20 protein-coding genes are annotated in these 25,667 nt (G+C 51.4%); all 20 read right to left on the reverse strand.

Annotated features, from left to right (window positions below; all coding sequences use genetic code 11):
• Window positions 1-169: 169 nt before the first annotated feature.
• On the reverse strand, window positions 170-1,036 hold the full coding sequence (locus HMPREF9473_RS14675; protein WP_006780923.1) for a tyrosine-type recombinase/integrase: 867 nt from the start codon (window positions 1,034-1,036) through the stop codon (window positions 170-172).
• A gap of 136 nt (window positions 1,037-1,172) precedes the next feature.
• Window positions 1,173-2,012, reverse strand: coding sequence for a hypothetical protein (locus HMPREF9473_RS14680; protein ID WP_242830806.1), 840 nt, complete (start codon window positions 2,010-2,012; stop codon window positions 1,173-1,175).
• A 360-nt stretch (window positions 2,013-2,372) separates the two neighbouring features.
• Window positions 2,373-2,567, reverse strand: coding sequence for a helix-turn-helix domain-containing protein (locus HMPREF9473_RS14685; RefSeq protein WP_006778881.1), 195 nt, complete (start codon window positions 2,565-2,567; stop codon window positions 2,373-2,375).
• Window positions 2,568-2,614: 47 nt separating this feature from the next.
• A complete protein-coding gene (locus HMPREF9473_RS14690) occupies window positions 2,615-3,277 on the reverse strand; it encodes a hypothetical protein (protein WP_006780925.1) in 663 nt (220 codons plus the stop codon).
• A 58-nt stretch (window positions 3,278-3,335) separates the two neighbouring features.
• Window positions 3,336-4,025: a hypothetical protein gene (locus HMPREF9473_RS14695; protein WP_006780926.1), complete on the reverse strand. Its 690-nt coding sequence runs from the start codon at window positions 4,023-4,025 to the stop codon at window positions 3,336-3,338.
• A 16-nt stretch (window positions 4,026-4,041) separates the two neighbouring features.
• A complete protein-coding gene (locus tag HMPREF9473_RS14700) occupies window positions 4,042-4,647 on the reverse strand; it encodes a hypothetical protein (RefSeq protein WP_006780927.1) in 606 nt (201 codons plus the stop codon).
• A gap of 21 nt (window positions 4,648-4,668) precedes the next feature.
• Window positions 4,669-5,193 carry a hypothetical protein gene (locus HMPREF9473_RS14705; protein ID WP_006780928.1) on the reverse strand — a complete coding sequence of 175 codons (525 nt, stop codon included), beginning with the start codon at window positions 5,191-5,193 and terminating at the stop codon, window positions 4,669-4,671.
• Between the two features lie 34 nt (window positions 5,194-5,227).
• A complete protein-coding gene (locus HMPREF9473_RS14710) occupies window positions 5,228-5,776 on the reverse strand; it encodes a hypothetical protein (protein WP_006780929.1) in 549 nt (182 codons plus the stop codon).
• A 52-nt stretch (window positions 5,777-5,828) separates the two neighbouring features.
• Window positions 5,829-10,997: a hypothetical protein gene (locus HMPREF9473_RS27780; protein WP_006780930.1), complete on the reverse strand. Its 5,169-nt coding sequence runs from the start codon at window positions 10,995-10,997 to the stop codon at window positions 5,829-5,831.
• Window positions 10,998-11,025: 28 nt separating this feature from the next.
• Window positions 11,026-11,793 (reverse strand): signal peptidase I, encoded by a 768-nt coding sequence (lepB, locus tag HMPREF9473_RS26300; protein WP_006780931.1) that lies wholly within the window; start codon window positions 11,791-11,793, stop codon window positions 11,026-11,028.
• Window positions 11,794-12,214: 421 nt separating this feature from the next.
• Window positions 12,215-13,120: a tyrosine-type recombinase/integrase gene (locus tag HMPREF9473_RS14725; RefSeq protein WP_006780932.1), complete on the reverse strand. Its 906-nt coding sequence runs from the start codon at window positions 13,118-13,120 to the stop codon at window positions 12,215-12,217.
• A gap of 113 nt (window positions 13,121-13,233) precedes the next feature.
• A complete protein-coding gene (locus HMPREF9473_RS14730) occupies window positions 13,234-13,761 on the reverse strand; it encodes a phosphatase PAP2 family protein (protein WP_006780933.1) in 528 nt (175 codons plus the stop codon).
• Window positions 13,762-13,965: 204 nt separating this feature from the next.
• Window positions 13,966-15,453 (reverse strand): glutamate synthase subunit beta, encoded by a 1,488-nt coding sequence (locus HMPREF9473_RS14735; RefSeq protein ID WP_006780934.1) that lies wholly within the window; start codon window positions 15,451-15,453, stop codon window positions 13,966-13,968.
• Window positions 15,454-15,469: 16 nt separating this feature from the next.
• Window positions 15,470-20,041, reverse strand: coding sequence for a glutamate synthase large subunit (gene gltB, locus HMPREF9473_RS14740; RefSeq protein ID WP_006780935.1), 4,572 nt, complete (start codon window positions 20,039-20,041; stop codon window positions 15,470-15,472).
• 116 nt (window positions 20,042-20,157) lie between these two features.
• Window positions 20,158-20,424, reverse strand: coding sequence for an HPr family phosphocarrier protein (locus HMPREF9473_RS14745; protein ID WP_006780936.1), 267 nt, complete (start codon window positions 20,422-20,424; stop codon window positions 20,158-20,160).
• Window positions 20,425-20,520: 96 nt separating this feature from the next.
• Window positions 20,521-21,162, reverse strand: a complete 642-nt coding sequence (locus HMPREF9473_RS14750) for an epoxyqueuosine reductase QueH (protein WP_006780937.1) — start codon at window positions 21,160-21,162, stop codon at window positions 20,521-20,523.
• Between the two features lie 146 nt (window positions 21,163-21,308).
• Window positions 21,309-22,436: an RNA polymerase sigma factor RpoD gene (gene rpoD / locus HMPREF9473_RS14755; RefSeq protein ID WP_034858494.1), complete on the reverse strand. Its 1,128-nt coding sequence runs from the start codon at window positions 22,434-22,436 to the stop codon at window positions 21,309-21,311.
• A gap of 77 nt (window positions 22,437-22,513) precedes the next feature.
• The gene (locus HMPREF9473_RS14760) at window positions 22,514-23,416 is read right to left on the reverse strand and encodes a diacylglycerol/lipid kinase family protein (RefSeq protein WP_006780939.1); all 903 of its coding nucleotides are present in this window, start codon (window positions 23,414-23,416) and stop codon (window positions 22,514-22,516) included.
• 24 nt (window positions 23,417-23,440) lie between these two features.
• Complete coding sequence (mutY, locus tag HMPREF9473_RS14765; protein WP_006780940.1) at window positions 23,441-24,541, reverse strand: A/G-specific adenine glycosylase; 1,101 nt, start codon at window positions 24,539-24,541, stop codon at window positions 23,441-23,443.
• A gap of 143 nt (window positions 24,542-24,684) precedes the next feature.
• Window positions 24,685-25,665 (reverse strand): biotin--[acetyl-CoA-carboxylase] ligase, encoded by a 981-nt coding sequence (locus tag HMPREF9473_RS14770; RefSeq protein ID WP_006780941.1) that lies wholly within the window; start codon window positions 25,663-25,665, stop codon window positions 24,685-24,687.
• Window positions 25,666-25,667: the final 2 nt, after the last annotated feature.

Genomic DNA, 25,667 nt, shown 5'->3' on the forward strand with positions numbered 1-25,667 from the left:
TCCTTCCGCCATAAAATGCAATTTTTTTCCAACTCAAACCTTGCAATTTTTTACGAAAGTGGGTATAATAGACTATATTACGAAGGTTGATACCTTCTGTCAGATGTTTTAGATACCGCATAATACCAATTATGGGGTATTTTTTATTTTTATGCTGTGACAGCCGCTGTCAGCCAAGCACCAGCCGCATCCGCGACATCTGCCTCCTGGGCTGTTCCTCTGTGCTCATGGTGTAAATCCGCGTCGTGTTGATACTGGAATGCCCCAGCAAATCCATCAGCCGGACCACGTCCTTTTCGATGCTGTAAAAAATTCTGGCAAACAGATGCCGGAAATTGTGAGGAAATACCTTCGACGTGTCCACCCCTGCCTCTCTCCCCAACAGTTTCATCCGTTTGCTGATATTACTTCTATCCATCAGCTTCCCATTTCTGGTAATAAAAATACTTCCACTCCGGATTCCCACTTTCCGGCAATAGCTCTTCAATATCTTCACCAGCTCCGCCGGCAGCAATGCGATTCGGGATTTCCCTTTGTTGTAAATATCCGCCCGCCCAGTTTCCAGCGATTCCACGGTAATGAACGGAAGCTCGCTGATTCGGATTCCGGTGCTCCCAATGGTCTGAAGTAGCATGCTCATTCGAATATCCCCCTTCCGCTCCGCCGTATGCACCAGCCTCGCATAGTCTTTCTCCGTCAATTCCTTCTCCTTATCACTGAACTGGACCCGCTGGATTTTGAGCAGCTTCACTTTACACTCCCCGCGGTCTATGTATTCCAAAAAGCTGTTGACAGCCGCCAGCATGGAATTGACACTAGTCGTCTTATAATGTTCCCTGAGATACTGTTTATATTCCAACACGCTCTCTTTATCCAATCCCTCTCCGCCACACCTATGCAGATAATCCTCAAATTTTCTCACATCACGAACATATTTCTCCACCGTAGCCCGGCTTCTCTCCTCCTCTTTTAAATACTGCCCGTATTGTTTTAGCATCTCCTCTGTGATACAGTTCATATTTTTGCGTTGTTCCATAATAAAAAAAGTCCCCCTTTCCTTTGTATCAATATTAAGTATATCTTATACAATCCAGGCAATTTTTTCAACAACATCTTAAATAAAAAAGTGCAGAACTATCAAACATGATAACTCTGCACTTTTGCAATTAAAATTAGCTTTCCAAAGATTTTTTTATCTTTACTATCTGTTTCATCGGAATATCAGTGTCTTTATGAATTTCTTCTGCAGTTTTATTCTTTTTTAGCATCGTAGTCACAATTTTCACCATCCCGGTCTCCATACCATCTTCAAATATCATCTGTCCTAATAATGACATTTTCAACACCTCCTCCACATTTCCCAGCTCCGTGGGATTTAAAAACTTGTTTGCAAATGCATACACAATTGATTCCAATTTCTTGATATTCTCTATGCTTAATTTTTCATTTACATTTTTTTCACTTTCTTTCAGCAATGTCAGTATCGTTTTTATCCGCTCTTCTATACTGCCTGTTCCGGACATTAACGGCGTCAAAACTAATGGCAGCAAATTTTGTTTAGTCAATGGGACACCCTCATTGAGTTTCTCTTGCACACCTGCAATAATTTGGTCTCCATCCTTCTCCCCCATTAATATTGGGATTATCCGATATGTATTCACTCCCTCTGTAAAGGAGGTCATCGGATTTCTCACATTGCCTGTGTAAACCACATAAGTTGTTACTGCCACGCCATAAGTGCTGCTGACATTGACCTCATACTGCCGGAAGCGCTTTAAATCCTCTACTCCCCCATCTCGACTTTGAAACTCAAAATGAGACCAGCTCCCATCTTGCATCACATAATTAAAATCTTCATACATCTGCCGGATTTCCAACTCAATTATCTCCGTCGGTGCCACACTTATCGGCTCCGCCAGTCCTATAAACGGCAATAATTCCTTTCCGAAACTCTGCCCTGCATATTTCATCCCCCTATCCTCATACGGGAATGTATCTGCTCTTTTCTTCACACAGCCTGCCTTTCCGTAGGCGGCATAGTTTTTTATCTACCTTAAGTATAATTTGTTTTTTCTTCACAGACAATAGTTTTCCTACATTTGTTAATTATTTTTAATCTTTGAATTTTTTATAAGATATTGATTGAGTTTCTGATGAAATAACACCTGAATATAACTTGATAAACGGAATATAATTTGATATTCTGAATAAATAAGATAGACAATTTCTATGGCCTTCTCCTATCGTCTGCTTTTTTACTATAACACACGCCGCCTAAAAAATCCAGCATATAATTTTTGTGAGATAAATATAATAAATTCTAAAAAGAGACCGTCCAGTCATTCCAACTTTCCGGTCTCTTTCATCGAATATTATCCCTTGATTCCAAGCGTCTCCGCGATACGTTCCTTGGTCCGCTCACACTGGTTGCGGCCGTAGATGATGTCGCTGACGGTAGAATTGGCGATGCCTAAGCGTTTCGCCAGCTCCTGCTGGGGGATGTCCTGTTCTACCATTGCGATTTTCATTTTCTTGCCAAAGGGGGTGCATGGGATTCTGGTTGCCATATGGGTTCTCCTTTCTGCTTGTGGTCTTTGTTTTATTAATTCTTTCCTTAAATCGTCGGCGTCAATCCTACTGTGAAACTTGGTTTTACGGAGAAGATGTCATTCTGGGACCAGCCTTTGTTGGTCAGGCCGTAGATGTTCAGCTTCATCGTAGCTCCGGCGTCGATTTTCCCTTTGGTGGACGCTTTTAAAGTGTAATTCGCCGTGCTGTCCTTGAAACCAAAACCAGTACTCAAGGCTGCATTATTGGCCGGGATGGTTTCGGTGCTGTCTTTGATTGCCAGCAGCACGTATTTTAAGTTGGTCGCCAGAGCGACAGCATCCTTATCATCGGTCAGTGTGCAGGTAGAGGTGACTCTGCCACTTACGGTTCCCGTGGTAACCTTGCTGATATGTACATAGACCGGGGTTGCGGAATTGTTGACGATATCGTAGTTCGTTGGCGCGCCAATCTGGCGGGTCAGAAAATCTGCTTGTGATGGGTCATATTTACTTGGGTCCACATCGAAGGCCACTGTGATGGGCAAAGTCACACTCAGCGTGGTTGCGTTGATTCGTCCCAGCAGTTCTGTCTGGGTGGTTCCGACCGCTGATAGACTGGCGTCATTTTCCACCGCCGGGTCCCCTGCCTCCCCGTATGATGCCATGCTTCCTGTTACCGCCAGCCCCATGGCAAGGGCCAGGGCTGTCAACTGTTTTCTCTTCCTCATGATTCATTTCCTCCTGTATCCTTTTGTTTTTTGTTCTTTTTATTTAAACCAGCCGGACTTAATTGGCCCGTACTGCGCTGATTTTCAGTGTCGGCTTCACCGTAAACTGGTAGGCGCCATAGAAATCGGCCGCCGCCTTCCCATAAATCTGGAGCCCGGCATCCTCACCGGCCTGAAGGTCCGTTATGGGGATTCCTCTCTTTCCGGGATAAATCGCATACTGTTCAAAGTCCGCATCTCCGGTATAATGCCTATCCGCCCGTCCCAGAACCAGTATCGCCGTCCCCGGCTCCTTCACCTCCGATACCCGCTCCACCAGGCGGAAGGACTGGACCGGTCCTCCTGGAAATGTCTCCGAAAATGTGACATCCCCGGCTCCTACCGCCCCCACCTCCGCGATCTCCAGCCGCACCGGAACCACCGAGTTGTTGATGACCTTAAAGTTGCTGGCATCTGGCCCGATAATCTGTCCTCCCGGATTTGTCCTGGCGTCAAACCCGGCATCCGGGTTGACCTGAAATTCTACTCCGTCCGACGGCAGTGTCACGGAAATCAGGGAAACCGCAATGGTTCCAAACATCTCCGTCTCCAGCGACTTAATTCCCAGAGCCATATCAAACGACAGTTCCGTCTCCGTGACGGAGATTCTGTCATCCGCCCCGTACACCGCAGGAACAGACTGGCCGGTCAAACTCAGAATGATGGCTAAACTCAAGGCCGGTATCCGAGATATCTGTTTTCTTCTCACTTGCGCCCTCCTCCTCTCATTCCTGCAAAACCAGCTGTATCTGGGCCGCAGCCTGGCCGATATAGGTTTCATCTTCTTTGTATGCATAAAATCTGGCGGTACACCGGTATTCCCCCGGCGGCAGTTCCACACTCAGCGGAGCCGCTTCCACGTAGTTTCCAGGCGGGATGGCTCCTGTCTCATAGATTTTCTCCGCCGTGTCATCCCTCCACACCTCCACCCGGATCAGTTTCCCCTGATTGGACGGATTTTCAATCAGCCAGTTAATGCTTCTGTCCGCCCCGGTGGTCTTTCCGCAGGGCGTGGCATTGATGGACATGGCCAGCATTCCCTCCTCCACGATGGAATCCAGTTCCCGCTGGCGCTCCTCCGGCGTCTTCCCCGGAATATCCCCCTCCACGATGTTGGCCTCATACACCAGCCCTTCCGTCTCCACTTCCCGCTGCTTTCCCTGCAGATAGAAATGAACTGCCGCCAGCAGGGCCGCAAAGAAAAGAACCGTCAAGATCAGAAGCCCTATCTCTCTGTGCCCCCGTTTTTTCTGTCCATGCCTGTTCTGCACCGGTTCTTCCCCTCCGGATTTCTCCTGCCTGTATTTTTCCTGTATTTCCTGTCCTGCCATCCTTGTTTTCATCCTCACTTCTTAATTCTGCACATACAGGGTAATGCGGGCCGATGCTCTTCCGATATAGGCATTATCGCTGATGCGGTACGCATCGAAATTGGCGACACAGGGATATTCCCCGGCCGGCAGCTCCACATTTAACGGCGCTTCCTCTATGTACTGCTCCGGGTCCAAATACCCGGACTTATAGATTTCCTCCCCCGTATCCTCCCGGTTAATGGTCACGGTAAAGCGGTTCCCATTGTCGGGCGGGTTCTCAATCAGAAGATTGACCTCCGTTTCCCCCACTCTCATGGATGGAGTGGCATTGATAGAGAACGTCAGCATTCCCTCCCGGACAAGGGCATCCAATTCCGCCTGTCTCCCCGCCGGGTCATGGAGCGTTCCGCTCTGGACACGGGCCTCCGGCTCCAGCTGGGGGTACTGGATCTCCGTCTGTCTGTGGGTGTAGACGAAATACCCGGCGCCTCCCAGCACCGCCACACAGAATATCATGGCCAGAATGATTACCGCTATATTGGTATGCGTTCTTCTACTTCTCATCTTCCCCTGCTCCAATTTCTTATGTTTCTGAATTTCATTCTTTTATCACCCGCAATGTGATTTCCAGTTTCAGTTCTCCGGCCGGCTCCATTTCCTCAAAGAGTTCAATCTTCGCCAGCACCGGGTATTCCCCGGCCTCCAGTGTCCGGTCCAGTTCAATGGTTTCCACATACTTTCCCGGTTCCACCCGTTTTGTACCCCCGATACAGGCTCCGTCAGATGTCTCATAGAGACTTATCCGGGAACTGTATTGGTTCTCATGCGGATTCTCAAACTCGATATTGCACTCCCGGCTCCCCTCCGTCATGGTGGGCAGCTGGTTCATCACAATCCGGTACTGACCGTCTTCCACCCCATTTCCTTCTCTGGCGCGGAGCCGCCCGTCGACCGCGCGCTTATCCGGCATCATATCATTTCCTGTCTGGACGGATGCCGGAAAGCCCCACACGACCGTAACGGCAATCCCGGCGGTGGCAATTGTCACAGTCAACACCAGGAGCAGAAGGATATTCCTCTCTCTTCTCGCTGTCTCCCGCCTCTGCTTTCTTTTCCTGTGGCTGTATTTCCCCTTTTCAGATATCATTCCACCTGTCTCCTGTCTGTTGCAAAATCTCCACCTTCCTGAAGATATCCCTTTAACTTCCAACCACCTGCTTTATCTCATCGCCCACATCCCCTGTTGGGATTCCAAACTGGTAAATGATATCGAATCCGAACCTCTGCTCCGGTCCAATATGAAGCAGGCTGTATTCCATAAAATACTGATACGAAAATGTCTTCCCCCGCCCCATCTGACAGGTCATCCAGTAATTTCCCGGCGTATAATAGGCTTCCTTCTCCACAACACTTCCGCCTGTGGCAAAGTTCCCTCTGATTCCCAGCTTCACTCCCTGATTTTCATCGGTAATAGGGATGCTGTCATCAATGGTGTCACTGCCGTTCCCCAGCGCCAGCTTTACATCAATGCTGTCGGAAACTTCCTTGGCATTTACCCCGGTGATACCCAGCTGCATGGGAATATCGTTATTGTTCGTTATGGACATGCTGTCTGAGTAGGCTTTTGCCGGCGTATTTCCAGGCTTCAACGTGATGTTCGCCGTTGTTTTGGATAATGTGATATCCAGGGTGCTTCTCGTCGCCCCTTTTATCTCTATCTGCACCTCGTAGCGGGTAACCATGGTGTCGATGCCGCTTCCCGTTTTCGACGCCAGTTCCAGGAGAATGGTGCGGCTGTTCGGAAAGCTGTATGCCGCCCCGTTATATAGTTTCAGAGGACTCATGCTGCTGATAGAAGCGGATGGCTCCGCCAGGGATGCTGCCAATCCTGCCAGGTCCGTACCTCCCGCTTCCAGAGCGAGATTCTGATGGGCGTTATCTGTTCCATAGATATGGAAATTGGCGGTCACTGTGTTAACCGCTGTCAGATTAAATCCCGGCTGCGATACTGCCCCCGTCTTCTGGCTGATTCTGCGCAATAGCACGCTGGACGACGGAACGGTTCCGCTCCCCCAGACACCCACAGCACCACTGAGAACTCCGCCTGATTCCGTGACGGCAGATGGGTCAACAGTTACCGTCAGCATTTCCGGGGCGGTGAGCGTCGGCATGCCCTTGGTCGCCTCATCTGTCAGACTGGAGAACCAGATTCGGTTTTCTCCCTGAACTTCGCTTCCCCCATAGGTATTTAATCCATCTATCTGGCTCTGCCACAGGGCATCGGTTGAATGATCAAACATGAAAACTTTCCCTCTGTCTGCAAGTGATTGATCACTGTAACACTGGTTAATGTTATCGGCTCCCAATTTTCCGCTGATGGAACCGGTATTTCCGGCTGATGTCCCGGTGATACTGCCAGCAGTCAGACCGGCATAATAGCTGTTGTGAATCGTACCGGCGCTTCCGTCCCCAACGATTCCACCGGCATAGGCAGGTGTTCCGGTGACGCTGATGTCTGCTTCCAGCACGTAGCAGCTTGCCACCTCCGATGTCTCCGTAACCCGGCCTGCAATTCCTCCGGCGCAGGCCGTCCCTGTCACGGCTGCCCCACGGTTAAAGCATCTGGTAATTTTCGATGTTCCTGCGGTTATTCCCGCCAGGGTTCCTGCGGTCTGTCCACTTACGGATGACGCCGTGATGCCCACATTTCTAATGACACCACTGCCTCCCACATGTCCGAAAAGACCTGCGGCATCGTCATGTTCGACTATCATACGGCTGATTAATTTATCATTGCCTTCGAAGGTTCCCGTATAGGTGTGTGTGCCTGTTCCTATGGGATTCCAGTGAATCGGTTCATCCTCACTTCCTCCGTAAATGGCTCCGCTTAATGTAATGTCATTCATCAGTTTTGCGCAGGCATCCGGCTGTTTGCCGCTGTTTACCAGACAAGCAAATGCCGCCAGTTGTACCGCTGATTCAATCTGATATGGGGAATCCGCCAATCCATCCCCCGTGGTCAGTGCACCTGCAGTAATCAATTCATCCACCACTCCCTGTCCAATGGCTGACCAGTCGTCCGGCCGGGTGAGCGTTCCAAAACCAGGGTAACCATCGGGATTATAGGTCCATGCGCCATTCATAGACTGTCCATTTAACGCGTAAGCCAATGCCCAGGACTGCATCTGCACTGTCGTCAAACCTTTTGCACCACTGGAGCCATTAAAAGATCCTGATGGCATTACCGTTATGTCAAAATACGAATTCGGACAGCTTGAATACCTTATCAGCGGATATACCCCATTTGGACTCTCGATGATTCCAGCATTGTAGCAATCTGAAAAGACAGTTGATGTTGTCTTGTTTTTTTCATTGTTGTTTACCGGGCAGATACCACCTGCCAAACTCTCAGTTGCTGTAACCTTTCCCAGGTTATAACATTGAGTAACTATGTTTTGGCTGGAATCCACAGTTTCTATATAACTGAGAATTCCTCCTGGCATTTGTTTTCCCTCTACATTCCCCCTATTTACGCATCTCTTAATCGTCGAACTATTTTTTATCCATCCCGCGATACCACCGCAATGGATGAAGGATGTTGTGACCGAACCATAATTTGCACAGTCTTCAATCGTTCCTGAATCACATATACCTGCAATTGACCCCACCATGCTGTTACTAGTGACTATTTTGGAATTTCCCCCGATTGTCAGCCTTTTTACTGTTCCCGTCAGAGTAGTAATTAACCCGTTACTCTGATTATAAAGATAATCAATCGTAAATCCATTTCCATCCCAGACACCGCTAAAACTGGTAAGTCCAATCCAAATTAAAGGCGTATCTGCACTTCCGCCATAGGAACTGCCAGTTAAGTCAATATCTGCTCCCAGGATCATACATTTACCGATATAAGTATTGTCATGATTCACCTGATAGGCAAACCAGGCTAATGCTTCTGGACTGTTAACGACATATGCCTCCGCTTCACTTTCTCCGGATCCCCCTTCCAGCATTGGCACCGTTCTTCCATCAGGCAGCGTTACGGTATGATTCTTTAGGTAATTATCATCCCACCCTCTTTTCTCCACCGCTTCACTCCAGGTAGTCATGGGCGATTCAGCTGTCACAGCTCTCGTTTTTGCAAAAAATGTTTTCGACTCTCCATTTATTTCTGCAGTCAGACTGAAAGATTCCCCTGCTATTTCAGATTCTGGTTCCTTACTCTCTTCCACGGTATATAAACTTGCCTTCAACACTGTCGAATTGACTGGTACAAGTTCCGCCCTCTCTTCTGACTTCCATTGTATTTCCTGCCCATCCATCTCTGCCGGGAGAATCATCTCCTCCTTTCTTGACACATCACGAAGAGTCATCCCTTCCGGTAAAATCAACGCAATCGCAGAAACCTTGGAATTCGTTGCAATTATTTCCTGTTCATGTTCTGCAAAATAAGGAATCTGCGGATATGCCTGTTCTGTTGTATACCATGTTCCGGGAATCTGCATTTCCGGTCCCATCATGGCACTGGTATTCATACCTTGCAGCGTAAACTCCTCTCCCTCTGCCATAGTCGCAGGCTGCAGTTCCGGTTCCTCTTCTTCATCCACACACGCCATCTGCCTGTCATAAACGCAGCCTGACAGATTTCCATTCCCGATAGCATGAAACGCCCCCCGCACAGTTCCTGGTTCTCCAACTGCCACTGTGCTATAACTGTCCTGGATGCTTCCGTCATTGACCGCACTGAATCCTCCCGTCACTCCATTTCCATACACAAGACCGGATACATAACTGTTCTCTACCCTTGTCTCTTCTCCAATCAGCCCCACCGCGCCACCTGTATAGGTGTCAATATTTTCTAACTCTGATTCTATGGTTACCAGGGCAAAGCTATTAGAAATCAGGGTCTTTCCTGCTGTCTGGGCCACAAGGCCTCCCGCTGCAACGCGGTCCGCGGTTACCAGTATGTATCTATCATCAAAGGGGTTCCCCACATATTGGAGTTCCTCCGTCCCACTCGTCATTTCCTCCCCGGATTCCATGGCATCAGATGGGGTGCCTGCAGAGTACTCTTCCTCCGCTGCATTTGACGGGGTAGCTTCCAGAAATTCTTCTATATTGACATCCATGACGGAAGGCACCTTCATCTCAAGCAGCTGGCGGGTGACCGGATCATATCCAACGGTTTCCATTAATTCGTCTTCTACGTATATTGCTGCTGACACGATTCCTTCTGCCTTAACCGGTTCATCCGCAGAATTCCCCGGAAGTTGGGCATCTCCATCTGTTTTGTCTGTTTCTGCCGTGCCGTGGGATGTCTCTGATTGTGTCGGTTCCATTTCTACCTGATCCTGTTCTGTCTCCGTCCCGGCTGGTTTCTCCATCGGTTCCGTCCCGCCGGTCCCACTGGCATCTCCGGTCCCACTGGCATCTCCAGTCTCACTGGCACTTTCGGTTTCACTGGCATCTCCAGTCTCATTTCCCCCTCCGTCTTCACTGCCGCCTCCAGTTTCACTGCTTTCTCCAGTTTCACTGCTTTCTTCGGTTTCACTGCTTTCTCCGGTTTCACCGGACGGTCCAATTGACGGTTCTGTCTCCGTTTCCTTTTCCGGCTGTGCGGATGAGGTATCACCGCCGCCTTCCGTCATTCCAGGGCCGCCTCCAGCTTCTGTGGAAGATATCACTAAATCCTCTTCCGGCTGTGTTATTTCCGCCGTCTCCGTTTCTCCCGTCAGTTCCGGCCCACGCTCTAATTCATCTGCATGTTTCACTCCCGGGCCACTCAAAGCATCTGCATCTGACGGACTTGCCTTCTCCAATAGATATTCCGCTTCCGATGGACTCGCCGTATAGATCTCCCCATCCATCCCACAATTTCGAATCACGGAATCCACTGCATAGGCCACCAGCACACTGTATCCATCCACATAATGTTCCCCATCATAATAGGTAAACGGATTCTCTATCACTGCATTGTTCAAATACAAATTTTCTATCTCCGCATTCTTCATCACACCAAACAACGGCCTTGTAAGACCGTTTATCACATGGCCGTTACCATCCAATGTGCCGGTAAATGGCTCTAAATTTGTCCCAATTGACTGATACAGCCAGGTTAAGTCCAGGTCCTCTTCCAGCCGGTATCTCCCGTTTAGATTGTAATCTCCGCTCTCCGTATCCAGCAGATACTGTTCGAACTCTTCCTCCGTCGAGAGCAGTACCGTCTCACGGCTCTTCGCACGGGCTGTTCCGATACTATGAACCGCATAGCTTCCCACCAGCGCCAGCAATACCCCCGCAATGCCAAACAGCCACCAGCTTCGGTAATCCCTTTTTTTCTCCTTCATATGTAGTCTAAAATGGCTCATATCAATATCCTCCAGCATTTCTTTATACTTATCCGCTTGTTCTGATAATCAGGATCACTTTTCCAAGGATATCCTCCCGCGGCACCGTGCCGATCTTGCTGTCACGGCTGTCTATGGACACTCCACGGTTATCTCCCAGCACCAGATACTGGTCCTCCATCACGGTCATTGGCTGGCTCATCCGGCTCTCCATTTCTCCTTCTCCCGGTTTCGTCAAAATTACATAATTCGCCTGAACTTCCTCATGGTTCACGATCACACGTCCTCCCGATTTACTGATCTCAACCGTATCTCCTGGCAGTCCTGTCACACGTTTTACGAAGTTTTCCCCATATTTATCAAACACAATTACCTCATTTCTGGAAATTTCACTTCCCAGCTGTCGACTGTATATGACCCAGTCTCCGTTATTGAGATAGGGATACATGGAATTACCCACTACCCTGTCGATTCCAACTACAAAACCAAAGATTCCGGCCACACCGGCCGCCAACGCCAGCGTTCCCATAATCAGTTTCACATTTCTGCGCCTTCGTCTCGAAAAATAACGTCTCATCTCCACACGAAATCGAAGGCGGATCTGCTTCCCCGTCCGCTCCGCTGCTTCGGGGCTTCTCCGTTTCTTCCCCTGGTCTGCTTCCAGTGTTTTCACAAGGTCCCAAAGATAACACAGCACCTGTCCTTCTTCGAAGCCGCCAAAACAGACGGTACGAAAATGAGAACTCTTTTCTTCTTTTATCCCATGCACTTTCCGCTTCTGTCTGCGGGACTGCCCCCTGTTCTCGACCGTCTCCACGGGCTGGCACCTTCCTTTACTCTGTAATAAGCATTACAGGGTTGGCTGTTTGAAAACGGAACATATTAGATGGGGAACTTGGAGGAACATAATGGCCTTCCGGTGGCCTCTCAGACAATTATCCGGATAATTTTGAATGATTTTCAGAATACGGAAACCTGCTTTCACAAATCGTGACACGCCAAAAAGGCGATTTCAGCCCAAAGGCCCAATCACCGGGTTTCCCTGTCCATTTCACCACATTTCTGCGAACTCTCACTCACATTTTGCAATCTTTTCCATTTTAAATCTTGCAATTTTTACGAAAATGGGTATAATAGACTATATCACGAAGGAAAAATCCTTCAGAAATGATTTTTGATACCGCATAATGCTTATTATGGGGTATTTTTTATTTTTACCTCATAACCAACTGCGGTTGTCAGCCAAGCACCAGTTTCATCCGCGACATCTGCCGTCTGGGCTGGTCTTCGGTGGTCATGGTGTAGATTCTCGTTGTACTGATGCTGGAATGTCCCAGCAAATCCATCAGCCGGACCACGTCTTTTTCGATACTGTAAAACATTCTGGCAAACAGATGGCGGAAATTATGGGGAAATATCTTCGCCGTGTCCACCCCGGCCATTCTTCCCAGCTGTTTCATCTTCTTGCTCACATTACTCCTGTCCATCGGGTTCCCATGCTTCGTCACGAAGATACTGCCCGATGCAATTCCCGCCTCCCGGCAGTATTTTCCCAACACCCTCGTCAGCTCCACCGGCAGCAGCACCACCCGTGATTTCCCCTTGTTATAAATCTCCGCCCGCCCTGTCTTTAACGATTCCACCGTGATGAATTTCAGTTCACTGATCCGCACCCCCGTACTGCCAATGGTCTGAATCAACATACTCATCTTCGTATCCCCGTTCTTTCTGGCCGCCAAAACCAGCCGCTCATAGTCCTTCTCCGTCATCTCCAGCTCCGGCCTGCTGTACTGGGCCCTCTGTATCTTAAACAGCTTCACCTTCCACTCCGCTTTTCCCAGAAACACCAAAAAGCTGTTGATGGCCGCCAGCATGGAGTTAGCGCTGGTTATCTTATATCTATCCTTCAAATAGTTTTTATACTCCCTGATGACTTCTTTATCCAACGTCCGCCCCCTGTCGACCATACGCCCGTCATCATCAGCTGCTGCCCTGTTCTCTCTCCCATCCAGATACTCCACAAACGCCTTCACATCCCGAAGGTATTTCTCCACCGTAGCCCTGCTCCGCTCCTCATCCTGCAGGTATTTCCGATAAGTGTCCAGCATCTCGTTTGTAGCATTCACATTTTTGCGTTCTCTCATTTTAAAAAAAATCCTCCTCGGTAATATTCTATAATACTTACAACAATAAACGCAAGTAAGGAGAATTGCAACCATTTTACAAAATAATTTATAAAACGAAGGCCGCCTCCCACTCAAAGCTGCCTTCGTTTCTCAATTTCTCTCATAAGCCGATACACTGCCCACGCAATCACACTCCCGAGAACCGCTCCCGCCAGAACATCGGTGGGGAAATGTACAAATAAATACATTCTGGAAAATGCCAGAAGGAATGCAAAAACCAGCATCACGGCGCCGGCTTTGCGGTTTTGCAGCCAGATGCTGACGGCGCATTCAAATCCGATCAGCGTGTGGCCGGACGGGAAGGAATAGTCGCGGGGGACGCGGACCAGAAGGTCCACGGTGGGGTCCAGCCAGCAGGGGCGCTGGCGCATGAACATGTTTTTCAGCCATAGATTTCCAATCAGGAAGCCAAGCAGCATGGAGAAAAGCATGGCGGCTCCCATGGTTCTGGTCTTCTTAAACAGTAACAATATAACGGCCAGCAGCAGAAAAAATCTGCCGTGGTCTCCCAGGGATGAGATAAACACCATCGCGCTGTCCAGCCACGGGGTGTGCAGTGACTGTAAAAAATATAAAAATGCAAATTCGGTTCCTGCCATCGTAACTCTGTCTCTCCTCATTGAAAGCTGTGTGGGATAAGCGCCCTGTCATAACGGCGCTATCCATCATGATACTACCATGATATGTCAGCATCAGTTTTAGATACTATCATATCAGCTTTCCCACGAGAAGTAAACCCGGTTTCCGGCTTCTCTCCCGTTTCTACGCCAGATTGTAACAGTTCAAACGGCTCGTCTAAACTGTTACGCTAAGTTGCTATACCCCATCAGCATCTCATCCACCTCTCTGGCCGCTTCGCGGCCCTCGCGGATGGCCCAGACCACCAGGGACTGGCCACGGTGCATGTCTCCGGCGGTGAAGACCCGCTCCACATTGGTGCGGTAGCTGTGTTCCTCTGTCGCCACATTCGTCCGGCCATTCAGTTCCACGCCAAATGCTTCTGCCACATAAGTCTGGGCTCCTAAAAACCCAGCGGCAATCAACACTAAATCTGCGGGAATTTCCCTCTCGCTGCCTTCCACCGGAACCATGACGGTCCGGCCGGACTCCGGCTCCTTCTTTGGAGCCAGGCTGACGATGACGGCGGAACTCACACGGCCGTCTTTATTCTTCTTAAACTCCTTGACGGTAGTCTGGTAAATCCGCGGGTCGGCTCCGAAGACGGCTGTGGCTTCCTCCTGGCCGTAGTCGGTCTTGCAGACTCTCGGCCACTCCGGCCAGCTGTTGTCCTCCGCCCTCTCATCCGGGAGCTTCGGCATCATTTCCAGCTGGACCACGGAGGCGCAGCCGTGGCGGATGGCGGTTCCCACACAGTCGTTGCCGGTGTCTCCGCCGCCGATGACTATCACGTGTTTGTCTTTAGCCGAGATATATTTTCCATCCTCCAGATTGGAATCCAGCAGGCTCTTCGTAGTGGCTGTCAGGAAATCCACCGCAAAATGAATTCCCTCCCCGTCTCTGCCCGGAACCGCGATGTCTCTCGGATTTGACGCGCCGCAGGCCAGAATCACACTGTCATATTCCTTCATCACCTGTTTGGCCTTGTAATTCACCCCGATATTGGCCTCCGTGACAAATGTCACACCTTCCTCTTTCATCACGGCGATCTTCCGCTCAATAATGTGCTTCTCCAGCTTCATATTGGGGATGCCATACATCAACAGACCGCCAATTCTGTCAGACCGCTCATACACGGTGACACTGTGCCCCCGCTTATTTAACTGGTCCGCTGCCGCCAGGCCGGCCGGGCCGGAGCCAACGACCGCCACTTTTTTGCCAGTACGGATTCCCGGCGGGTTAGCGGCCGCGATTCCACTGGCATAGGCCCGCTCAATGATGGCCATCTCATTTTCCTTGATGCTCACCGGCTCCCCGTGAAGCCCGCAGGTGCAGGCCGCCTCGCAGGGCGCCGGGCAGACACGGCAGGTGAATTCCGGGAAGCTGTTAGTCTTTTTCAGCCGCTTGTACGCCTGGCCCCAGTTCCCCCTGAATACCAAATCATTCCACTCAGGAATCAGGTTGTTGAGGGGACACCCGGACGTCATCCCCTTTATCATCATGCCCGACTGACAGAAGGGCACTCCGCACTCCATACACCGCGCCCCCTGTTTCCGCTGTTCCGCCTCACTCAGAGGAGTGTGGAACTCGCGAAAATCTTTTATCCGGACCTTGGGGGTTACCGCCCCGCTGGTCACTCTGTCGTACTCCAAAAATCCAGTTGGTTTTCCCATGTTCTGCTCCTCCTTTCTACCCTTTTGTGTTAGCATAGAACGCTTCAATCTGCGCCTGCTCGCTGCTCAGTCCCTTTTCCTCCATCTGCACAATGGTGTTCATCATGCGGCGGTAGTCATGGGGAAGAATCTTCTTGAATTTGGGCAGATATTCCCCAAAGTTGTCAAGTATTTCCCGCCCTCTCTCCGAGCCGGTCAGGGCCACATGTTCCTCTATCATATCCTTTAACTCCGATACATCGTATTTGTTGGTCACTTCCTCTAAGGATACCAGCTCTTTGTTGAGGCGTTTGTATAAATCCCGCTTCTCATCCAGCACATAGGCGATACCGCCGCTCATGCCTGCCGCAAAATTCTTGCCCGTGGGGCCGAGAATCACAACACGCCCTCCGGTCATATACTCACAGCCGTGGTCTCCCACGCCCTCCACCACCGCGGTGGCTCCGGAATTTCGCACGCAGAACCGCTCACCGGCCACGCCGCTGATAAAGACCTTGCCGCTGGTCGCACCGTACAGCGCCACATTTCCAATAATAATATTGTCCTCGGCCTTGAACTTCACACCGGCCGGCGGATACACCACCAGCTTGCCGCCGGACAGTCCCTTGCCGAAATAGTCGTTGCTGTCGCCCACAAGCTCCAGGGTCAGCCCTCTCGGAATAAATGCCCCGAAGCTCTGTCCGCCGCTTCCCTTGCACTGAATGGTCAGCGTATCCTCCGGCAGTCCCTCCGGGTAAGCCCTGGTGATCTCCGAGCCGAGAATCGTCCCCAGCGCCCGGTCCACATTGGACACCTCAATCTGCAACGTCTTCTTCTGCCCGCTGCCAATAGCCCCTTTCAGCTTCTTCAGCAGCACCTTCTCATCCACCGTATTTTCCAGATGGAAATGATAGGGCTTCTTCTCGTGATACCCGGCCAGCTTCATCCCTGCATAAGGATTATCCAGAATATTGGACAAATCCACCCGTGACGCCCGCGGTGACGGCATCACGTCCTTCTTTTTCAGCAAATCGGTTCTTCCCACCAGTTCATCCACCGTGCGGACCCCCAGCTTCGCCATATATTCCCGCAGCTCCTGGGCCACAAAGTACATGAAATTCACCACATACTCCGGTTTTCCCTTAAAACGGGCCCTCAGCTCCGGGTTCTGGGTGGCGATTCCCACCGGGCAGGTGTCCAGGTTGCAGACTCTCATCATCACGCATCCCATGGTCACCAGCGGCGCCGTGGCAAACCCGAATTCCTCGGCTCCCAGCATGCAGGCGATGGCCACGTCGCGGCCTGTCATCAGTTTTCCGTCGGTCTCCAGAATCACCTTATCCCGCAGCCCGTTCATAATCAGCGTCTGGTGGGCCTCCGCCACGCCAAGCTCCCAGGGAAGTCCCGCATTGTAGATGGAGTTTCTGGGCGCCGCTCCGGTTCCGCCGTCGAAGGAGGACACCAAAATCACCTGGGCTCCCGCTTTCGCCACACCGGCCGCCACGGTTCCCACGCCCGCCTCGGACACCAGCTTCACGGAGATTCTGGCCTCGGTGTTGGCATTTTTCAAATCATAAATCAGCTGGGCCAAATCCTCGATGGAATAGATATCGTGGTGAGGCGGCGGGGAAATGAGCCCCACACCGGTGGTGGAATGTCTGGTCTTCGCCACCCACGGATACACCTTTCCGCCCGGCAGCTGGCCGCCCTCGCCGGGTTTCGCCCCCTGGGCCATCTTAATCTGAATCTCCTTTGCGCTCACTAAATACCTGGAGGTGACGCCAAACCGCCCGGAAGCCACCTGCTTGATGGCGGAGCATTTGTTCAGGCCATCCTCCGCCGGCTCCAGCCGCTCCAGACTCTCCCCGCCCTCACCGCTGTTGGACTTGCCGCCAATCCGGTTCATGGCCACCGCCAGCGTCTCATGGGCCTCCTGGGAAATGGAGCCGTAGGACATGGCCCCGGTCTTAAAGCGTTTCACAATCGACTCCACGCTCTCCACCTCCTCGATGGGAACGCCGCCCTTTTTATCAAATTTGAAATCAATGATGCTCCGCAGATTCACCGTCTGTCCCTCATCGTGAAGGGCATGGCTGTACTGCTTAAATATCTCGTAATCCCCGGTTCTGGCCGCCTCCTGAAGCAGATGGATGGTCAGCGGATTGTAGAGATGCTCCTCCTGCCCGGAGCGCAGCTTGTGGCTTCCCACGCTGTCCAGGGTCAAATCCACATCCAGTCCCAGCGGGTCGAAGGCGGAGGAATGAAGGACACTCACATCATTTGCAATATCCTCCAGGGTAATGCCGCCCACACGGCTCACCGTATCTGTGAAATATTTATCAACCACATCCTTGGAAATGCCGATGGCCTCAAATATCTGGGCCCCCTGGTAGGACTGAATTGTGGAAATGCCCATCTTGGAGGCAATCTTCACAATCCCGTGAAGGACAGCCGAATTGTAATCGCTGACCGCCGCATAATAATCCTTTTCCAGCATCCCCGTCTCAATTAAGTAACGGATGGACTCCTGGGCCAGATAGGGGTTGATGGCGCAGGCGCCGTATCCCAGCAGCGTTGCAAAGTGATGCACCTCTCTCGGCTCGCCGCTCTCCAATATAAGCGCCACGGAGGTCCGCTTCTTCGTCTTCACCAGATGCTGCTGGAGGGCGGACACCGCTAACAGGGACGGAATCGGCACATGGTTCTCGTCAATCTCCCTATCAGACAATATCATAATATTGGCCCCGTCCCGGTGGGCACGGTCCACCTCCAGAAACAGCCGCTCGATGGCTTTTTCCAGGGAAGTGTTTTTGTAGTAGGTAATCGGAATCACCTCCACCTTGAAGCCCGGCTTTTTCATGTATTTTATCTTCAGCAAATCCGTGCAGGTGAGAATCGGATTATCCACCTGGAGGATTTTACAGTTCTCCGCTTTCTCCTTCAGCACATTGCCGTCCTCCCCCACATAGACCGTGGTGGAAGTGACAATCTCCTCCCGGATGGCGTCGATGGGCGGATTGGTCACCTGAGCGAACAGCTGCTTGAAATAGTTAAACAATGGCTGGTGCTTTTTGGACAGCACCGCCAGCGGGCTGTCGGAACCCATGGCGGAAATGGTCTCCGCCCCGTTAAGCGCCATGGGAAGTATCATGGTCTTATACTGCTCGTAGGTGTAGCCGTAGGTCTTCTGAAGCCTTGCACGCTCCTCCGCCTCCATCTGATGCACGCCCACATTGGGGATTGGCAGATCATCCATGGTCACCAGGTTGGAGTCCAGCCACTCGCCGTATGGTTTTCTTGTGGCGTAATGCATTTTCAACTCCTCATCCTCCACAATTTCACCTTTTACTGTGTCGATGAGAAGCATTTTCCCCGGTCTTAAGCGATCCTTGCGGATGATATGGTTCTGTTCCATGTCGATGGCTCCCACCTCGGAGGCCAGAATCATCTGGTCGTCGTCAGTGATGTAGTACCGGGATGGCCGGAGTCCATTTCTGTCCAGCACCGCTCCCAGCAAATCCCCGTCGCTGAACACGATGGAGGCCGGGCCGTCCCACGGTTCCATCATGGTGGCGTAATAGTGGTAGAAATCCCGCACCTCCTGGGGCATGGACTTGTCGTGGCCCCAGGGCGCCGGAATGGTTATCATCACCGCCAGGGGCAATTCCATGCCGCTCATCATCATAAACTCCAGGGCATTGTCAAGCATGGCCGAATCGGAGCCCTCCTGGTTGATAATGGGGAGGACCTTGTGCATCTGGGACTTGAAGAACTCGGATTCCATGGTCTCCTCCCTGGCCAGCATTTTGTCCACATTTCCCCGGATGGTGTTGATCTCCCCGTTGTGGACGATGATGCGGTTGGGGTGGGCCCGCATCCAGCTGGGGTTGGTGTTGGTGCTGAACCGGGAGTGAACCGATGCCAGGGCGGACTCGTAGTCCTTATCCTGAAGGTCCGGAAAGAAGCGGCGAAGCTCCTTCACCAGAAACATGCCTTTGTAGACAATGGTCCGGCTGCTTAGGGATACCACATAAGTGTTGTCATTACTCTGCTCAAACACCCGTCTCGCCACATACAGCATCCGGTCAAAGTCCAGCCCTTTTGACACTTCCGCCGGTTTCCTGATAAAGCACTGGAGAATGCAGGGCATCCGCTCCACCGCCTTTTTGCCAATCAGTTCCGGGTGGGTGGGGACTTCACGCCAGCCAAGGAAGTCCAGCCCCTCCTTGCTCACGATAATCTCAAACATTTTCATAGCCTGGTTGCGGGATAATGCGTCCTGTGGGAAGAAGAACATTCCCACGCCGTACTCCCGCTCCTCCCCCAGATGAATCCCCAGCGGCTTCGTCACCTTCCGGAAGAATTTGTGGGATATCTGAAGCATGATGCCGACGCCGTCGCCGGTCTTGCCATCGCCGTCCTTGCCGGCCCTGTGCTCTAAATTTTCCACGATATGGAGCGCCTGCTCCACGGTCTTGTGGGTCTTGATTCCTTTGATATTGGCCACCGCCCCGATGCCGCAGTTGTCATGCTCAAATCTGGCGTCATAAAGTCCTGGCGCGCGGGCTGGTGTCTGTCTCATCTCCGTAGTCTGCTGATATCCATCCATCTATCTATTTCCTTTCTCATTTTCCATAATCGATAACATGATCCGCAACAAAAAAGAGAGCTTCGCACTGATTCCTGTGCAAAGCTCCCTCGCTTTTCTCAATTGATATTCTGTTATTACATCTCGCCCAGACCAGACTCGATTGCTCCGGAAACGGTCTCCATCGCCTCTGCCTCGTCCTCGCCGTCACAAATTAAAGTGATCTCCGTACCGGACTTGATTCCTGCCGCCATTACGTTCAGAACACTCTTTGCAACGATTCTTTTCTCTCCACACTCGATAATAACGTCACATTTAAACTTCATCGCTGTCTGGGATAATACACCCGCTGGTCTTAAATGAAGTCCTGATGGGTTCACTACTGTTAAGGTCTTTTTTAACATTGTATCAATCTCCTTTATCCTTAATTTAATACTTCCCTCTTATAGTCTTCGGTAATCTGAATCCTATTAAAAGTTTATTACAAATCCCCACCCATGTCAAGCACGAATAGAGTATACACACCCACAATAATTCTGCCGGTACAGTCCGTATTCCTCCGAGAGCTGGGTGGAGCGCTTATATCCCTCCCGTTTTTTGAAATCCGACGGCAGAAATTTCACACCGTACTCCCTTCCCATGGCCTCTCCAATCTCGTTGAGCTTCTGGGCTGACTTTAACGGGCTGATGGTCAGCGTGGTGGTAAAATAGTCGTATCCGCCCGCCTTCGCCACCTTAGCAGTCTCGCAGAGGCGCATCTCGTAGCATTTCATACAGCGGGCGCCGCCCTCCGGCTCCTTCTCAAGCCCCTTCACCACCTGGTGAAATTCCTCCGGCTCGTAGGCCCCGGCCACCAGATGCACCGGGTGCTTAAACTCCATGCGCTCAATCAGGCTTTTCTGCTCCTTCACCCGCTTCATGTACTCCTCCGTCGGGAAAATGTTGGGGTTATAGTAGTAAACCGTAATGTCAAAATACTGGGACAGATATTCCAGCACATAGCTGCTACATGGCGCGCAGCAGCTGTGAAGCAAAAGCCTGGGGACCTTCCCCTCCTTCTCCTGCTCACGGATTATGACATCCAGTTCCTTCTGATAGTTTCTCTGATGCTGGTTCTGATTCATACCCTTCTCACCGTTCATCTTCGCGACCTCCTGCGCACTCTTCCACGGCCAAGCCTGTGACAAGTCCCAGGCGGTCTTCTCCTTGTTTCGCTTGTTATGCAAAATCCGCTCGCTTATGCAAAAAGAGAGTGTAAAAACTTCTTACACTCCCCACTGTCTGCCAATTACAGGAAATCACGGATACGTTTGCTGCGAACCGGATTTCTCAGTTTCCGAAGAGCCTTCGCCTCAATCTGGCGGATACGCTCACGGGTAACATTGAACTCCTTGCCCACTTCCTCCAGTGTTCTCGGATGTCCATCCTCCAGGCCGAAACGCAGGACGATAACCTGACGCTCCCTCTCCTTCAAATCTCCCAGCAATGCATCGATATGCTCCCGCAGCATCACGGACTCCACATTGCCCTCCGGTGTCACCACGTTGCTGTCAGCCACGAAATCGCCCAGGTTGGAGTCATCCTCCTCACCGATAGGCGTCTCTAAAGAAGCCGGCTCTCTGGCAATCTGCATAATCTCCATCACCTTGTCTTCCGACATCTCAAGGGCCTCGGCCAGCTCCGTCACAGACGGCTCATAGCCCAGTTCCAGGGTAAGTTTTCTCTGCATTTTGGACATCTTGTTGATGGTTTCCACCATGTGTACAGGAACGCGGATGGTTCTTGCCTGGTCGGCCAGAGCTCTCGTTACGGACTGACGAATCCACCAAGTCGCGTATGTACTCAACTTATATCCCTTTGTATAATCAAATTTCTCGACACCCTTGATAAGCCCTAAGTTTCCCTCCTGCACCAAATCCAGGAAGCTCATGCCCCTGCCGGTATACCGCTTGGCGATACTGACAACAAGACGAAGGTTCGCCTCAATCAGACGCTCTTTCGCCGAATCATCCCCATCTGCCTTCCGTTTGGCAAGCTCCAGTTCCTCGTCTGCGCTGAGCAGCGGAACCGTACCGATTTCCTTCAGATACATGCGGACCGGGTCTTCCGTTCCGATACCTTCCAGCAAATCAATGGCGTCCAAATCAATGTCTTCTTCCTCCACATCCTTCATGAAGGTATCATCATCCACCTCATCCAGAAGCAGAGAGTCATCCACCAGAAGGCTGTCATCAATCACCGGGATTACATCAATATTGTGACTTTCCAGATAGCTGTAAATCTGCTCCATCTGTTCGGTCGAGAGATTATCCCCTATAAAAAAGTTATTAATCTCAGTTACATCTAACGCCTGGTGCTTCCCTTTCGAAAGTTCAACCAGTTTCTCCAGTTTTTCTAAAAAATTATCTTTTTCCACCAAGTAACGTCCTTTCAAATTTATAATCCCTTAAACGCCTACACAACTAGTCATTATATACTACCGTCCTCTATTTTTCAACTTTTTTTTACAAGACTCGCCATAATTTCTATCTTTCGCGATAAATTCTCCACTTCCACCTCGGTATGACTGCCTCCAAACTCCCCGTCCAGCACCCAGTCCACCGGCTCCTCCGAGGTAATCCGCAGATACGAAGTCTTGAATTTATGCACATACTCGTTCTGCTCCTCTTTTAAGAACATATAGGAAATGATATTGCTCAAATCCAGCGGCGTCTTGGGGGTGCGGATCATCAGAACCTCGAAAAGTCCGTCATTTAAAGCCACATCCTGGGTCACCAGCCCCTTAAATCCACCCACGCTGATGGTGTTGGTCACCATGCCGAAGATAAAATCGCCTTCCAGCGCGAAGTCCTCCGCCTCAATCCTCATATTGTAGGATTTCAGATTGACCAGGCTCTTGACCCCTTCCAGCATGTAGGCCTGGTGTCCCAGCACGTTTTTCTTGTCCTGGGGCGTCAGATAGGAGACCTCCGTAAATGCTCCGAACCCGGCCACATACACAAAATACCTATCCCCGCAGAACCGGCCGATGTCGATGGGATAACGGACGCCCTCCATCACATTGGCCGCCGCCGCTCTCATATTGGAGGGAATGCGAAGGCTGGACGCGAAATCGTTGGTGGAGCCCGACGGGATATAGCCGAGCACCGGCGGCTGTTCCAGCTCCATCATGCCGGATATGGTCTCGCTGAGGGTGCCGTCACCGCCGCTGCACACAATCATATCCACCCCGCCGCCGTACAGGGCCGCCCTGTCTCTGGCGTCCAGCGGGGCCTGGGTGATATGAACCTGGCACTCCCATCCCGCCTTTGTGAAAATATCAAGAATATCCAGCAGCCTGTTCTTAATCTGGGCTTTCCCGGAACGCGGATTCACGATAAACAACAGTTTACTCATGAAATATCTCTCCTCTCATGGTTCTCAAAATACCAGCTTTGTATACGCCAAAAATGCATTTGGAAGGGGATATTTCGTCTTTATCTCCTCTTTTTCCACCATCATGTAGTCTTCCGGCGCATTTCCTTCTATTTTAACACGGTATCCCGACATGTGCCACTCCACGTGGCTGAAAATATGTTTTGCCGACGGAAGGGGTATCATGCCGATAACATGTCCACCTGCCGAGGTGACAAACCGCTCGATTTCCGCCTCTCCCAAATGGCCTTCCAGATTGGGAAATTCATAGAGGGAGGCCAACAGCCCCTTATCCGGCCGCTTCTGGATGGCAATCCTGTCCCCCGATTCCAGCAGGAGAATGGTTCTCTCCTCAATCTTTCTCGGTTTCTTCGGCGCTTTGTAGGGAATCCTGTCTGTCAGATTGTGGCGTTTGGCCAGGCAGATGGACTCCAACGGACACTCGCCGCATTTGGGCTGGCCGTTTGGCACGCAGATGATGGCGCCTATCTCAATCATTCCCTGGTTGAAGGCGCTGGCCCTGCCGGCCGGTATCACCTGGCGCAGGGAATCCTCCATCTGTTTCTTCACCGACTGCTTTAAGATGTCCTCCTCGCTTGCCAGCACCCGGGACAGCACCCGCAGCACATTGCCGTCCACCGCCGGAACGGGAATTCCATAGGCGATGGAGGCGATGGCTCCCGCCGTGTAGCTTCCAATCCCCGGCAGCTTCAAAAGCTCCTCGTAGGACGGGGGCAGCTGGCCGCCATATTCTTCCACAATCACCTGAGCCGCCTTCTGAAGATTTCTGGCCCGGTTGTAGTAGCCCAGTCCTTCCCACAGCTTTAAAAGCTGGTCCTCCGGCACCTTCGCCAGATGCTCCACCGTTGGAAGGGCCTCCATGAAACGGTTGAAATAGGGCTTCACCGCCTCCACACGGGTCTGCTGGAGCATTATCTCCGATATCCACACCCGGTAGGGCGCCGGCTCCTCCCGCCATGGAAGGATACGGCGGTTCCCCTCGTACCAGGCAAGAAGCGGGCCGCTGATGGCCGCAAGACGTTCTTCCCGGTCAAGGGGGGCGTCCTCCCGCTCCAGTACCTTCAGTTTCTCATAAATGTTATTCATGTTTATCCTCTCATTCAGCAGAAAAAGGTGGCGCCGCAGATTTTCTAGCAGCTCCCCCTGATTCCCCCAAATTCCTATATCTGATTTACGTCATTGTTAATGTCATTTTTAATGTCATTTTTTCTGTCGTTGTGTAACCAAATCTACACATATCCGTAGATTCCTCTCACGGATACTTCCCCGGAAAACACATGGTTCACGGTTCCGTCTCTCAGTTGTACCAGAAGTTCCCCTGTTTTGTCAATCCCCAGACTGATTCCCCGGTACTCTCCGGCAGGCGAAAGCACCATCACTTCCCGTCCTCGGTTGACCAGGTGCTCCTCATACTCCTTAAGGAGACCGGACAAATCGCCGCACTCCAGAAACATCTGGTAATACCGGTCCATATGCTTCATCACCGCCGCAATCACCCTGCTGCGGACCACGGTCTGGCCGGATTCCAGATACAGAGACGTGGCCTTCTCCCGGATATCCTCCGGAAACTCCCGGATATTGGCATTGATTCCCATACCAATTACCACATAACTGATATGATCCAGCTCGGTACTCATCTCCGTGAGAATCCCACAGATTTTCTTCCCGTTCATCACAATATCGTTGGGCCACTTGATGCCGCTGTCAAGACCTGTGGCCTCCTTGATGCCTTTCACCACAGCCATGGCCGCCACCAGCGTCAGCATGGACGCGCCGGACGGTGGAATGTCGGGCCGGAGAAGCAGACTCATCCAGATGCCGGTGCCCCGCTCCGACACCCAGCCTCTTCCCCGCCGTCCCTTTCCAGCAGTCTGATAATCGGCAGTCACTAAAGTTCCCTCCGGCGCTCCCTCCTCACCCAGCCGTTTGGCCCGGTTGTTGGTGGAATCCAGCTCCTCGTGGTACTCCAGATGGCTACCCGCCAGTCCGCCTTCTATCTGGCTTTTCAGCTCTGCCTCCGTGATGACGTCCGCCGCCGACACCAGGCGGTAGCCCCGGTTGGACACCGCCTCTATCTGGTAGCCCTCCTCCCGCAGCTGTTTCATCACCTTCCAAACCGCCGTTCTGGATACCCCCAGACTGTCGCACAGCTCCTGGCCTGACAGATAGCCGCTGCTCTCTCTCAGTAATTTCAGTATCTCCGTCTTCAAAC

This window comes from Hungatella hathewayi WAL-18680 (assembly GCF_000235505.1).
Classification (GTDB): domain Bacteria; phylum Bacillota; class Clostridia; order Lachnospirales; family Lachnospiraceae; genus Hungatella_A; species Hungatella_A hathewayi_A.